This is a genomic window from Budvicia diplopodorum, assembly GCF_009800925.1.
Classification (GTDB): domain Bacteria; phylum Pseudomonadota; class Gammaproteobacteria; order Enterobacterales; family Enterobacteriaceae; genus Budvicia; species Budvicia diplopodorum.
The window spans coordinates 50,983-64,984 of record NZ_WOYF01000017.1 but is presented as its reverse complement, the minus strand read 5'-3'; the positions used below and the strand labels follow the sequence as shown (position 1 = coordinate 64,984).

The window sequence follows — 14,002 nt, the reverse complement described above, 5'->3', positions numbered from 1 at the left end:
ATTTTTGCCTGAACGCCTCGTGCTGAACGGCGGTTTGCCGTGTCAGTGGAGGCGCATTATAGGGTCTGAGAATCATCTGGCAAGCGTTAAATCGCAATTATTATCTGAACGCTTTATTTTTCGCCAACGCTGGGGAATATATCTACTACTTGATGATTAAACGTCCAAAATCGGAACCGAATCGCTTAACCTGCTCCCAATCTGTATATTCAACTTCTTTACTACTATCCGTTTCACCATCGGTCATTTTCATAATCAGTTGGATCATCACTCGGTCTAACCATGTATAACGAGGATATCGTAGAGCACCGGCAAAAACGCCGCAGATCGTGGGCTGCCATTTTGTCGATAGCAAATATTTGTGGGTATAGCTGTTTGTTTGTGGCGTCTGCTTTTCCGCTTTACGCGCTATCAGTGAAACAGAAACAAAAGCCGTTGGCATTTGATTTAGCGTTTCGCTATTACGCTCGATAAAAGCTTTAAACGTTTTACTAAAATGGCCATAGCGAATAGATGCGCCAACCAAAACGCCTTTATAATCCGCCAAGTTGACGTTTGGCATGTCATCTAAACTATAAAGGTCTACTTTCATGTAGCCCTGAATTTGATTGGCGATATAAGAGACAATGGTTTTAGTTTGCCCTTCTCGGCTGGAATAAAGTAACAATGCTTTCATAATTTCTCTTCCTTACTTTTTTCTTATCTATTGCCGTTTTTTATTCACGCCAGAAAATTGGCATAAACAGAACTAAAAGCGTAAATACCTCTAAGCGGCCAAACATCATTGTCACAATGAGGATCCACTTAGCAGGATCATTGACCTGAGCATAATTACCGCCAAAGTCTCCAATACCAATACCGACGTTATTCAATGAGGATACAACGCCGGTAAACGCAGAGAACGCATCCAACCCCGTCGCCATTAGAGCCAGCATGCTAATGATAAACACTAGCGCATAGGCAGAAAAGAACCCCCAGACGGCCTCAATCACCCGCTCGGGCAACGCTCTATTGCCCAGTTTGATGGTATAAACCGCATTAGGGTGAACTAACCGCTTAAGCTCCCGCAAACCTTGCAGGAATAGCAGTAGTACTCGAATAACTTTAAGACCACCGCCTGTAGAGCCTGCGCAACCACCAATGAAAGTGGCAACTAATAGCATGACGGGCAAAAATAATGGCCAGTTTGCAACCGCCTCAGTGGATGATCCGGTGGTAGTGGTCATTGATATAACATGGAAAAATGATTGATTTAGCGATTCGAATAATGAGCCGTAAACGTGCTGCTGCCATAAGACCAAGGTACAAATGCCAATCAACACCACCTGAATAAAGAAGTACGTCTTGAATTCAGGATCTCGCCAGTAAACCTTAACGCTACGGCCGCTCAGCACGGCAAAGTGCAGGCCAAAGTTACAGCCAGCAATAAATAAAAATACCGCAGTGATGTTATTTATCAGAGAGTTATTATAAAAACCCAGCCCCGCTTCATGAGTAGAGAAACCGCCGATAGCAATAGTGGAGAAGCTGTGGCCGATGGCATCAAACGGTGTCATGCCTGCTGCCCACAAAGATACTGCACAGGCCGCCGTCAGTAATACGTATATAAGCCATAGAGTCTTTGCCGTTTCAGCAATACGGGGGCGCATCTTACTGTCTTTTAGCGGCCCCGGCATTTCGGCGCGGTATAATTGCATACCACCAACGCCTAGCAAGGGCAAAATGGCCACCGCGAGTACAATGATACCCATACCGCCCAGCCATTGAAGCATCTGGCGATAAAACAAAATAGCTTTAGGCAGGCTATCCAACCCGATAAGCGCAGTGGCTCCGGTAGTGGTCAGCCCGGAAAAAGATTCAAAAAAAGCATTAGTAACGCTCATCCCAACAGGATCGGCAAACAGGAAAGGCAAGGCCCCTACGCTTCCCAACACTGTCCAAAACAATACGACAATCAAAAAGCCTTCTCGTGACTTCAGTTCTTTCTTTTGATCGCGGTTAGGAAACCATAGGAAAAGGCCGATAATAATAGCAACAACAAACGTTTGGCTGAATGCGCGTCCGGCGCCGTCGCGATAAATCAACGCCACCGCTCCCGGAATAATCATTAATCCAGAGAAGAGAATAACCAAAAGCCCGACAATGCGGGTTATAGTGCGAAAATGCATTCCGCCGATCCTTCTAAATAAGAAAACCAGAGGATTATTACGTAACCGGAGATAAAAGCAATGCTCCGCGGCTGACATCGCGCAGTTTATCTGCGATAAACTGCGCATTTAGCGTTGGTAATAATAGCGTTAGGCTGATAGCCACACCGTAATCAGCATGAACGATTTGCCCGTCAACCTGTTGAAGGAATATCTCAACCATTGCCAACTGTTGGTAATTGCAAACCAGATGATATTTGGATTTTGGCACCTGAATTCGCGTTGGTAAGATCTTTAATGCTTGTTGAACGCCGCCTCCATAGGCTTTGACCAGCCCACCGGTTCCCAACAGGATACCCCCATAATAGCGAACCACAACGGCAACAATTTCACCGATACCACTCCCCATCAGCTGGGCCAACATGGGCTTGCCGGCCGTTCCGGATGGCTCTCCGTCATCAGAAAAACCGAGTTGCTGAGAATCATTTGGCACACCGGCAACATAGGCCCAGCAGTGATGTCGGGCTGTCGGATGCCGATCCTTAATATTCTGTATGTACAATTTAGCCTTATCAGCACCGTTTACCGGCGCTAAATAAGTAATAAAGCGGCTTTTTTTAATTTCTTCGTCAAAATTGACCGCTTCGTCAGGAACTAAATACGGCTCCATCAGGATAGCTTTAAATCACGCGTCATATTTTCGATCCGATCTTTACGAATCACCACGTTATCCTCAATACGGATACCGCCATAAGGCCTGAATTGATCAATACGCAACCAGTTAAAATTCGCGTTGAACTGGCCGCCACGCCATTGCGCCAATAGGGTATCGATAAAATAAAGCCCCGGCTCAATAGTCAGCACCATTCCCGGTTCCAGTACTCGGGTACAGCGCAGCGCCGGGAAATTTTGTGGCGCGGCGACGTGAGTTCCGGTGTCATCCTGCATAAAACCGGCGACATCATGCACCTGCAATCCCAAAGGATGGCCCAGTCCGTGAGGGAAGAAAGTATAGCTGATCCCTGTCTCAACAATATCCTCTTCACTCATATCAACAATCAGCTCAAACTTCTTCAGTAATTTGGCAATGCGATGATGCATTTGCAGGTTGTAATCGGTAAAATTCACCCCTTGCTCCATTGTCGCAATCAACGCCAGCTGTTCATTATTCAGGTCTCTAATCAACAGGCCAAAATCACTGTCTTTATAGCGGGCGTAGGTGCGAGTGAGATCGGCGGCATAACCGTTATATTCCGCCCCAGCATCGACCAGAAAGCTATGGAATTCAGCCGGAGGCTGCTGGTCAAGCTTGGTATAGTGTAGCACTGCAGAATGTTCATTCAGCGCAATAATATTATCGTAGGGAACGTTGGTATCGCTGTGCCCGGTGGCGCTAAGGTAAGCGATATTAATATCAAACTCGCTCATATCAGAGTAGAAAGCCTCTCTCGCCGCTTTGTGGCCGTTAATCGCCACCTTTTGAGCTTCACGCAGGCAGCTGAGCTCATACTCAGTTTTGTAAGAACGGTAATAATGCAGATAATCGATTACCGCTTTGGGGTTGATGTTCTCAGCGGTAATACCCAGCCACTCGGCCCGGTGTGGATTCGGGCCTATATAGCCAATTCGGGCAAGCGAACACGGTAAATATTGAGCAATGTCATCGGCCTTTTTTAACGGAGTAATATTAATATAAGGTGTCCAGAAACCGTCAGGTACAGGCTCAACGCTGTACCAATAATCTACTGGAGAATAAAACCATAGTTTGGGGCGATTAACGCCATCAACTAAAATCCAACAATTTTGAACCTCAGTGACTGGAACCCATGACTTGAAGTGAGGGTTAGCTTTAAACGGGTAATCTCTGTCGTCGAGAAACAGACGAACCAGTTCACCGGAATGAATGAGCAAGGCATCAAGCTGGTTTCTCTCTAGTACGTCGCGCGTACGCTGCTGAAGTATTGAAATGTGTGCTTGGTACAACGATGCTAATTTTTCCATCAGATCACCCGTTTAAAATAGAAATCTAACTAATTTTATCACAGCTATAAAAACGGGGTGCCGATTGCACCCCATTTCTGCCTATTTACTGATGGAAGCGATCAATTATTAGCGCTTGCTCTCAATTGACGGGCTGCCTGAACCATGTTTTCTAAAGACCGGCGGGTTTCTGGCCAGCTGCGGGTTTTCAGGCCGCAGTCGGGATTAACCCACAGGCGCTCTGGCGGAATTCGGCTGGCGGCTTTACGTAATAACGCTTCAATCCACTCAACGCTTGGAACGTTGGGCGAGTGGATATCGTAAACGCCCGGGCCAATTTCGTTCGGATATTCAAACGACTCAAAGGCTTCAAGCAATTCCATATCTGAGCGGGACGTTTCGATGGTAATCACGTCGGCATCCAGCGCCGTGATGGCATCCATAATGTCATTGAACTCGCAATAACACATATGGGTGTGAATTTGAGTTTCATCTTTCACGCCCGATGCGTTAATCCGGAAGGCTTCGGTTGCCCAGTTGAGGTAATCGTTCCACTCGGCTTTTCTTAACGGTAAACCTTCTCTTAGCGCAGGCTCATCAATTTGAATAATGCCAATACCGGCCAGTTCCAGATCGGTGACTTCATCTCTTAGCGCCAAAGCTATCTGCTTAGCAATCACTTCACGGCTAACGTCTTCCCGCGGGAATGACCAGCAAAGGATCGTTACCGGGCCGGTTAACATCCCTTTTACCGGTTTAACGGTCAGCGATTGGGCATACTTCGCCCACTCCACGGTAATCGGCTCTGGGCGGCTGATATCACCGATAATAATCGGCGGTTTTACACAGCGTGAACCGTAGCTTTGTACCCAACCGTTTTGGGTAAACACAAAACCGTCCAAATGCTCGCCAAAATATTCCACCATGTCATTACGCTCAGCTTCGCCGTGCACCAGCACGTCTAATCCTAAGCGTTCCTGCTCTAGAATCGCCTGCTTGATATGTTCACAAATACCAACCCGGTATTTGCCGGTATCCAGGCGGCCTTGCTTAAAGTCGAGGCGCAATGAGCGAATCTCGGTAGTCTGAGGGAAAGATCCGATAGTCGTCGTCGGCCATGCGGGTAAATTATATTTAGCACGCTGCCGCTGTGCGCGGGCTTCATAGGGCTGATGACGTTGACTATCCTGCGGCTGGATCCCGGCCAAGCGTGTTTCAACCTGAGCATTATGTACCCGTGAAGAATTTTGGCGGGCGCGGATTGGCGCACTGTAATCGGCTAACGCTTTTTGAATAACCAGATCGGATGGATTCTTTAATGCATTGGTTAACAGGCTGATTTCACCGCATTTCTGAATAGCAAAGGCAAACCAGCCTTTCACTTCTTCACCCAGCCGCGGCTCCCCGCTTAAATCAATCGGGCTATGTAACAGAGAGCAAGAGCTGCCAATCCAGAAACAGCGAAGCCCGATTAAAGGCTGCAAACGTTCAAACCAGCGCGTTAAGTCAGCCCGCCATACGTTACGGCCGTTAATCACTCCCAGAGACAGCACCCAGTTAGCCGGTAATTGCTGATGCAGCGTGGATACATCATCTTTACCCGCCACCAGATCGACGTGCAGCCCCTGAACAGGCAGCCGACGAATGGTCTCAAGATTATGGCTGATACCGTCAAAGTAAGTAGTTAAAAGCAATTTCACCTTATCCTGAAGAGCGCCATAGGCGGGCTGATAAGCCGCCAGCCACTCTGGAGGCAGATCAAGAACTAAAGCTGGCTCATCAATCTGTACCCACTCAACGCCACGCTCGGCCAGTTTTGCCAACGCCTGTTGGTAAACCGGCAAAATTTCGTTCAGCAGAGTCAGGCGATCAAACTGCTCGCCTTTAACTTTACCCAACCATAGGTAGGTTAATGGCCCTAACAGCACCGGCTTAACCTTGTGGCCTTGAGCTAACGCTTCATCGACTTCGTCAAACAGTTGGTTCCACGCCAGACTAAAGCGCTGGCCTTTATACAACTCAGGCACCATATAGTGATAGTTAGTGTTAAACCATTTAGTCATTTCTGCCGCAGCCGCAGGCTCACCACTTGGAGCTCTGCCACGACCAATTCGAAACAGGGTATCAAGATCGATCTTGCCGTCTATACTCTGATGGCGCTCGGGAACATTGCCCAACAGCAGGCTGGTACCTAATACGTGATCGTACCAGGCGAAATCGCCGACAGGGAGCAAATCCACACCGGCATCGCGCTGCTGCAACCAGTGACGGGAACGCAGTTCGCGCCCGGTTGCCAGCAGGCTATCCCGACCGATATCGCCGTTCCAATAGCTCTCTAATACCTTTTTTAATTCACGCGCTAAACCAACCCGTGGAAAACCTAAAATATGACTTTGAATACTCATAGCAACCTCATTTAGACGTCTAGATGTTTACACATCTATAATCAATAGGTATGGTGTATTACACAAGCGCAATATTTTCATCTTCATGGTGAAGAACCTTCATGATCGAATTGAAGCATTTACGAACGCTACAGGCCTTGCGCCATTCCGGCTCTCTGGCCGGTGCTGCAACACGGTTGCATTTGACTCAATCGGCACTTTCTCACCAGTTTAATGAGATAGAACAGCGGTTGGGCTATCGGCTATTCGTGCGTAAAAGTCAGCCGATCCAGTTTACCGCTCAGGGAGATATTTTATTAACGCTGGCCGATCGCGTGCTTCCTCAAGTTCAGCAGGCGCTGCAAACCTGCAACCAACCGCCTAACAATCAGCTCCGTTTGGCCATTGAATGCCATAGCTGTATTCAGTGGCTAACCCCCGCCCTGAATACCTTCCGCCACGACTGGCCGGACGTTGCCATTGAGTTTAAAGCCGGGGTTATTTTTGATCCTCAGCCCGCCCTACAGCAAGGCGACCTCGATCTGGTCATGACGTCAGATATTCTACCGCGCAGCGGTTTGCACTACGCTTCGCTGTTTGATTTTGAAGTGCGCCTGGTTGTTGCACCGGAACATCCATTGGCAGAGAAGAGCGGACTAGAGCCACGAGATCTGGCCGACGAAACCTTATTAATTTATCCGGTTCAGCGCCAGCGGTTGGACGTTTGGACCCATTTTCTTCAGCCGGCAGGCATCGCCCCCGCGTTAAAAAATGTGGATAATACTATGCTGCTTATCCAGATGGTTTCTGCCCGGATGGGTATCGCAGCCCTTCCCCATTGGGTGGTTGAAGGGGCTGAGAAGCAAGGATTAGTGGTAACAAAACCTTTGGGAGACGGGCTATGGCGCAGGCTTTACGCCGCAGTCCGGGACGGTGAACAAAACCAACTGGCCATTGGCGCCTTTATCGACGTGGCGCGCAGCCACGCCGGTAGTTTACCTTTCATCAAGCTGGCCTGATAGTCAGGCCGACTTTCCAAGCGGCTCGGAATTGGCAACAACCCAACGTTTATGCACCAGCAATGAAGCGAAAATGATTCCACCTCCGACCGCCAAACGCAGCCATTCAACATCGTGCTGCCAAATGGCAAAATTCACCAGCAGACCGGCCGGGATCAGCGCATTGTTCATAATAGCCAGCGTTCCGGCATCCACCAGAGTAGCGCCATAGTTCCACATAAAATACCCCAGCCCTGACGCACCAACCCCCAGCCACAGCAAAATGCCCCACTGCACCCCGGTCGTCGGCAGCTTGTTGACGTTACCAAACAGCATCCACGCCGTACCGGCAACGCAGAGTGCGCCAAGATAGAACCATGAAAAAGCATGACGTTGCGGCATCGGGTAAACCTCCATCAGCCGCTTATAGCCCACCTGACCGATGGCAAAACAAATATTGGCCCCCTGCACCAGAGCAAGACCAAACCAAAACTGCGGGCTAAGCTGGTTATAACGAATCACTGCCGCACCGGCCACGGCCAGCAGCGCGCTCAGCAAATACCCAACCCGCAGCCGATTACCCGCCAGTAGATCGTAAACCAGCGTGACGTAAATCGGCGTCATAATCGTGAACAATAGAATTTCAGGTACGCTGAGATACAAAAAAGACTGGTAGTAAAACAGGTACATGATCCCAAGCTGGAATGCACCAACCACCATATATAACAGTGCTTGCCTGAGCGTTACGCCACGAAAACGCCAGAACGGCAGAAAGACAATAAAAGCCAGCAATACCCGGATAAACACCGCGAACCAGCTATCAACCTGTCCTGATAGATAAACGCCTATCAGACTAAACGAGAACGCCCAAAGCAGCGTTGTGGCTATAAGTAACGGCATCTCAAACGCCACCTTTTGATTCAATTTCAGCAAGGCAGGCAGTATATTTCAGATTGGTAACCATTTCTAACTTTATTTAATTTACATTCGAACAAATAATAAACAATAAGTAATCGTAATTAATATAAATACCCTATTGACTCTGGAGTGGGCTCCAAGGTGTAGAGTACTGCTATTAGATGCAAATTGGAAAAACCAAAATGACCAGCCACATCGATATTAAAACGGCCAAAATACCGGGGCTACATGACCATAATCACCCGCATAGTCATGGTGACGACCACCAACATTCATCCTGTTGTGCCCAGTCATGCAGTACCTCCAATGAAAAGCTTGAACAACCAACCGAAGGCAATACCCGCCTGACGTGGCAAGTTTTTGGTATGGATTGCCCGAGCTGCGCCAAGAAGGTTGAAACGGCGGTTTATCAGGTTCAGGGGGTTGAAAATGCAAAAATCTTATTCGCTACCGAAAAGCTGGTCGTAGACATTAAACACAGTGAAGATCTGGCCGATAAAATTGAGCAGGCGGTAAAAAAAGCCGGTTACTCACTGGCGTCGGCTACCGGCACCCGCCCAGTATCTAAAGCGGTGGATAAATCGCGCCGCTTTAAAGAATATGCCCCACCGGCAATTCTGGCGGCCCTGATCCTGCTTAGTTGGATAATCGAATCCTTCTCCCCATCGTACGGGCGCGCTGCTTTTATACTAACAACGCTATTCGGCATCATCCCGATTGGCCGTCAGGCTATCCGCCAGACCCTTTCGGGTACACCGTTTGCCATTGAAACACTGATGAGTATATCGGCTATCGGAGCGCTGATTATTGGCGCAACCGAAGAGGCCGCCATGGTGCTGATGCTATTTATGATCGGGGAATTACTGGAGTCCTACGCGGCCAACCGGGCGCGTCAGGGCGTGACCTCATTAATGGCATTACTGCCGGAAGAGGCGGTTGTACTCAGTAACGGCGAACGAAAAGTGGTAGGCGCGGCCAGCCTACGCCCCGGCGATATTATCGAGATAGCGCCCGGAACTCGCTTACCCGTTGATGCCGAACTTATCAGCGACGGTGCCGGTTTCGATGAAAGCGCCCTGACCGGAGAATCAATTCCGGTCGATCGCCTGCGCGGAGAAAAAGTAGCCGCCGGTAGTCTGGCGGTAGACACCGTCATCCAGCTTAAAGTGTTATCTGAGCCGGGCAACAATGCGGTTGATCGTATTCTGAGCCTGATCGAAGAAGCCGAAGAACGCCGGGCGCCAATTGAACGTTTTATCGATCGCTTTAGCCGTTACTACACCCCAAGCATTATGCTATTTGCTCTTCTGGTGGTTATCATTCCACCGCTGGCCTTTGCCCAGCCTTGGGAAACCTGGATCTACCGCGGGCTGACTTTACTGTTAATCGGCTGCCCTTGTGCGCTGGTTATCTCTACCCCGGCAGCAATCACCTCGGCGCTGGCCGCAGCAACCCGCCGTGGCGCACTGATTAAGGGCGGCGCGGCTTTAGAACAGTTAGGCTCCATAACTCAAATCGCGTTCGACAAAACCGGCACCCTGACCGAAGGCAAACCAACGGTAACGGACGTTATTCCGGCACCGGGCATCAGCGATAAGCAGCTACTGCAGTTGGCGGCATCCATCGAGTCAGGTTCTCATCACCCTCTGGCTCAGGCGATTATCCGCCGCACGACAGAAGCTGGAATCAGTTATTCCGAAGCCGAAGAGCGCCGGGCTATTGCCGGAGTAGGCGTTCAGGGCAAAGTAGATAACCAAACCATTCTGATTAGCGCGCCCTCTAAGCTGGATGAAAACCAGCTCTCTGTCGAAGATCGGTCACAGATTACCCGGCTAGAAGATCAGGGGAAAACGGTGGTAATGGCACTGCGTGACGGCCAAGTTATTGGCCTGATGGCCCTGCGCGACACCATGCGTGAAGACGCAAAACAGGCCATGACTGCGTTACGCAATATTGGCGTAAACGGTGTGATGCTGACCGGTGATAACCCTCGCGCCGCTGCGGCTATCGCTAATGAGTTAGGTATTGAGTACCAAGCCGGGCTGTTGCCGGAAGACAAAGTCACCGCGGTTCTTGCCATGAACAAGCAACGGCCAACGGCCATGGTAGGAGACGGTATCAACGATGCCCCGGCGATGAAATCGTCGACTATCGGTATTGCCATGGGCGGAGGAACCGACGTGGCACTAGAAACCGCCGACGCCGCGCTAACCCACAACCGGCTGATTGGTTTAGTCGATATGATTGTGCTGTCGCGTGCCACCCGTAAAATCATTCGTCAGAACATTACTATCGCACTCGGGCTAAAAGCCGTTTTTCTGGTCACCAGCCTGTTAGGCCTGACCGGGTTATGGCTTGCCGTGCTTGCCGACTCAGGTGCAACCGCGTTGGTTACCGCCAACGCGCTGCGCCTGTTACGCAAAAGAAAAGAAGAAAACCAAGGTTAAACCGCACTCACCCGTCGGCCTGATGGCTGGCGGGTTGGGAGTCTTCATCCGGCCCCTTGTTATTGCCCATCTCACGCAAAAACTTCTGCTGATACTTAAACAGCTCTCCAAGGGTAACGCAGCGGTACTCAATATTAAACTCAGGCACCGTTTGCTCAATAATCTTAGCCAATGCCAAATAGTGACGATGATTCCAGTCAGGAAACAGATGGTGGGTTAAATGCAGATTCAGTCCACCCAGCCAATAGGTTAGCCATTGTGGCGTAGTAAGCCAGTCAAACGTAGTCGAGAAGTTATGATGATACCAACCGTGCGGCATTAAACCCTGCTTCGGGGCCAGATAAAACTTAGCTTTGGCCCAGTGGGTTCCAAGGATCAGCACAACAAAAATCAGCGATGACAGCATCTGGCTGAGCAGATAAGCCACGATAACGTCAGCGATGGATATGGACAGAGCCTGAGCGGCCAGCATAGGGATCAGTAAGGAAACGGCCAAGTGCAGCGATTTACTCAATAAAAAGTAGCACCAGCCTCTGATACCCTGATACTTCATTTTAATCGTCACGCGGGTAAATCCGGCTCGATCTAGCCAGTCAGTAACCCAAATAAAGATCGGAAAAGTTAATGCCGCTGCCACCGGCCAATAATAATGCTGCAGGCGCATCAAAGGCCACCAGCGCTGGTAAGGCGTTTGGCGCAGTATGCCATTTTCCTCAATATCCAGATCGTACCCTTTAACGTTGGTATGGCCATGATGACAGATGGTATGCCTTACTCGCCAGCAGTCCGCATCCAGACCCAACGGAATAGTCATCACATTATTCAGCCAGCGGTTAGCCCACGCCTGACGAAAAATAGCGTTATGGGAGGCATCGTGCACCACATTGACGGCCAGAAATAGCGTAGAGAACAAAAACCCGGTGTAGCTACATAAGAAAGCGACTTTGCTGCTTACGGTTAACGTAAAAAAATAGAGCACAAAACAGACCGTTGATAAAAAAACGATTTTTATCAGCATTGCGCTATCGGCAAACCGGTGCTCGTTATTATCCTGCAAATATTGGTGAACGGCCTTATTCAACGCCTTATGCAGCGCCACATCGTCTCGGGATCGATAGCTTAAAGGCGGTACTGACTTAGCCATGTGTCTGCATCCTTACTTTCAATATTATGATGGTGGCCCATCGTCTTTAAAACGCGCGGCCCACCATCAGCAGCATAAAAATAATCGGTATGATTAAATCAGTCATAGGACATCCTTGCCATATTTAGACTATATAAACGCTGGCTTGAGTAATAGACCCCATACCCGACACAGCTTGCCAATGCGACACCCGACAGCAAATCGATAAATAAATGGCGGCGTAGCTGCAAAATAGAAAACGCGATAACGCTTCCCCACACAATGAACATCACAGAGCGTAGCCAGTGCTGTCGCTGGTAAACCGCGGCCACAGACAGTAGCGTTAGCGCAGCATGCAAAGACGGGAAGCAGTTCTGGGGTGAATCAATGCTTATCAGAAACAGTAATACCTGCTCACTCAGCCCGTTACCGCTAACCGGCGGATATTCCATGGTAGTAGGCCAAATCAGGTAAATACAGCCTGCAATTAGCGCGCACATTGCCATCGATACCGTTAGCCAGTGAACCCGCCGCAGTGGGCATAATAAATAGGCTAAAGGAACGATAAGAAAAAAGGAGAGATAAGGCCAGATGGCATCAGGCGAATAAGATATCCATCGGTCTACCGGACCAAGAGGTTGCAAGTTCCCAGCCCCCTGCCAGCGACCACTCAGGTGATAACATAGGCCGACTACCCCCCAGCCTAGCAGGCATGAGCCCGCGCGGAACAGTCCGTTATTGGTCTTCATGGCATCAATATCATACCGCCGAAAGAGAGCCCGGCAGCGGTACCAATCAACATAGCCGGATGCCCGGGTTCAAACTTTCCGCGTAGTCTGGCTTCGTGCAGTGCGCTGGGAATGGAAGCTGAAACCTGATTCCCACGGTGGCGATAAATATCAATCAGCGCCTGAGGGGATATTCCTAAGCGTCGGCGCATATGTTCCAGCGACAAATGGCTGGCCTGATGCGGGATCACCGTTGCCATATCTTTCAACTTAAGTCCGCTGGGAGCCAGCAAACGGGCCATATAGCCGTCAATCAGCCCGGAAGCAGTTTTAAACAGCGGCTTACCGTCCATATGGAACAGAAAATCGCTGTCTTCCATACCGGATCTCAGGTTTTTACGTACGCCCCCGGCGCGGATTTCACAGTAGCCAATACCTTCAGGATAGGTTTCCAGTAGATAAGAGACAATTCCGCTTTGCCCGTCGCCGCGTTCAACGATAGCGCAGGCCGCGCCGTCGCCAAAAATCAACGATGATTCCCGGTGGTTCCAGTCAATACCGCGGGAAGGCAGTTCGGCTGAAACAATAGCGATACGACGATATCCGCCGCTGGCCAGCAAAGAGGCGGCCACGTGCATCGCCGTTACAAAGCTAACGCAGCTAGTATTAATATCAAAGCAGGCGATTCCGGCAGGCAGTGATGAAGCTTTAAGGATATGGGCGGCCGAATAGGGCAGGGCCTGAATGGGAATAGCGGAGGCGGAAATGAGTAAGTCGATACTTTCAGGTTTAATCTGCTGACGCCGTAACGCATCGTATATTGCCTGAGCGGCAAATACGGCAGGATCGAGATCGAAAGGTGCATGAAAACGGTATTCGATACCACAATGCTTCTCAACATACCCAGCGGACTTATTCAGCCTGCGGTCAAGCTCTGAAGAAAAAACGCGAGTTTCCGGCAACGCAATTCCGGTAGAAATGACTTTAAGGGGAATAGCTATATTGTTGATTGTTGAATGAGTCGTCATAAAAATCCGTTTTATTTACGCGGTTAAATAACTGCATGACGCTACCTGTCATAGATACCAACACTATAAGTCATGTATGAAATCTATTACCACTATTTAACTGGTCGGATTTGTTACAATGTTTGATCATCTTGCTAATACGAAAAAACACTTTTTAAATCATTCATTTGCTAATAAATCATTATCAATAACTCAATATATATCAATAAAAAATGGCAATACCCGTGGCAGATTAAGAAAATAAATCCA

Annotated in this window: 11 protein-coding genes; 2 read left to right on the top strand and 9 right to left on the bottom strand. The window is 49.3% G+C overall.

Going from position 1 to position 14,002, the window contains the following annotated elements; translation table 11 throughout:
* Positions 1 to 145: 145 nt before the first annotated feature.
* From hemG to metE, 5 genes are all read right to left on the bottom strand, one after another.
* Positions 146 to 676: a menaquinone-dependent protoporphyrinogen IX dehydrogenase gene (hemG, locus tag GVI43_RS13805; RefSeq protein WP_159567438.1), complete on the bottom strand. Its 531-nt coding sequence runs from the start codon at positions 674 to 676 to the stop codon at positions 146 to 148.
* Between the two features lie 40 nt (positions 677 to 716).
* Positions 717 to 2,168 carry a Trk system potassium transporter TrkH gene (gene trkH / locus GVI43_RS13800; RefSeq protein WP_159567437.1) on the bottom strand — a complete coding sequence of 484 codons (1,452 nt, stop codon included), beginning with the start codon at positions 2,166 to 2,168 and terminating at the stop codon, positions 717 to 719.
* A gap of 37 nt (positions 2,169 to 2,205) precedes the next feature.
* Entirely contained in the window at positions 2,206 to 2,817 is a 612-nt protein-coding gene (locus GVI43_RS13795; RefSeq protein ID WP_159567436.1) for an IMPACT family protein, read from the bottom strand.
* Complete coding sequence (gene pepQ / locus GVI43_RS13790) at positions 2,817 to 4,148, bottom strand: Xaa-Pro dipeptidase (protein WP_159567435.1); 1,332 nt, start codon at positions 4,146 to 4,148, stop codon at positions 2,817 to 2,819. Before pepQ ends, GVI43_RS13795 begins: the two co-directional genes overlap by 1 nt.
* A 101-nt stretch (positions 4,149 to 4,249) precedes the next feature.
* Complete coding sequence (metE, locus tag GVI43_RS13785) at positions 4,250 to 6,532, bottom strand: 5-methyltetrahydropteroyltriglutamate--homocysteine S-methyltransferase (protein WP_159567434.1); 2,283 nt, start codon at positions 6,530 to 6,532, stop codon at positions 4,250 to 4,252.
* A gap of 101 nt (positions 6,533 to 6,633) precedes the next feature.
* Here metE and metR point away from each other — a divergent pair, with 101 nt between their 5' ends.
* On the top strand, positions 6,634 to 7,530 hold the full coding sequence (gene metR, locus GVI43_RS13780) for an HTH-type transcriptional regulator MetR (RefSeq protein ID WP_159567433.1): 897 nt from the start codon (positions 6,634 to 6,636) through the stop codon (positions 7,528 to 7,530).
* A gap of 3 nt (positions 7,531 to 7,533) precedes the next feature.
* On the opposite strand, the gene GVI43_RS13775 is transcribed toward metR, so the two are convergent.
* Positions 7,534 to 8,409, bottom strand: coding sequence for a carboxylate/amino acid/amine transporter (locus GVI43_RS13775; RefSeq protein ID WP_159567432.1), 876 nt, complete (start codon positions 8,407 to 8,409; stop codon positions 7,534 to 7,536).
* A 179-nt stretch (positions 8,410 to 8,588) separates the two neighbouring features.
* Here GVI43_RS13775 and GVI43_RS13770 point away from each other — a divergent pair, with 179 nt between their 5' ends.
* Complete coding sequence (locus GVI43_RS13770; protein WP_159567431.1) at positions 8,589 to 10,874, top strand: zinc/cadmium/mercury/lead-transporting ATPase; 2,286 nt, start codon at positions 8,589 to 8,591, stop codon at positions 10,872 to 10,874.
* 7 nt (positions 10,875 to 10,881) lie between these two features.
* Here GVI43_RS13770 and GVI43_RS13765 read toward each other — a convergent pair whose 3' ends face one another.
* The 3 genes from GVI43_RS13765 to GVI43_RS13755 all read right to left on the bottom strand — a co-directional run bounded on the left by GVI43_RS13765 (position 10,882) and on the right by GVI43_RS13755 (position 13,753).
* Positions 10,882 to 12,018, bottom strand: a complete 1,137-nt coding sequence (locus GVI43_RS13765) for a fatty acid desaturase family protein (protein WP_159567430.1) — start codon at positions 12,016 to 12,018, stop codon at positions 10,882 to 10,884.
* A 98-nt stretch (positions 12,019 to 12,116) separates the two neighbouring features.
* Positions 12,117 to 12,746, bottom strand: coding sequence for a phosphatase PAP2 family protein (locus tag GVI43_RS13760; protein WP_159567429.1), 630 nt, complete (start codon positions 12,744 to 12,746; stop codon positions 12,117 to 12,119).
* The gene (locus GVI43_RS13755; RefSeq protein WP_159567428.1) at positions 12,743 to 13,753 is read right to left on the bottom strand and encodes a 3-oxoacyl-[acyl-carrier-protein] synthase III C-terminal domain-containing protein; all 1,011 of its coding nucleotides are present in this window, start codon (positions 13,751 to 13,753) and stop codon (positions 12,743 to 12,745) included. Before GVI43_RS13755 ends, GVI43_RS13760 begins: the two co-directional genes overlap by 4 nt.
* Positions 13,754 to 14,002 lie beyond the last annotated feature (249 nt).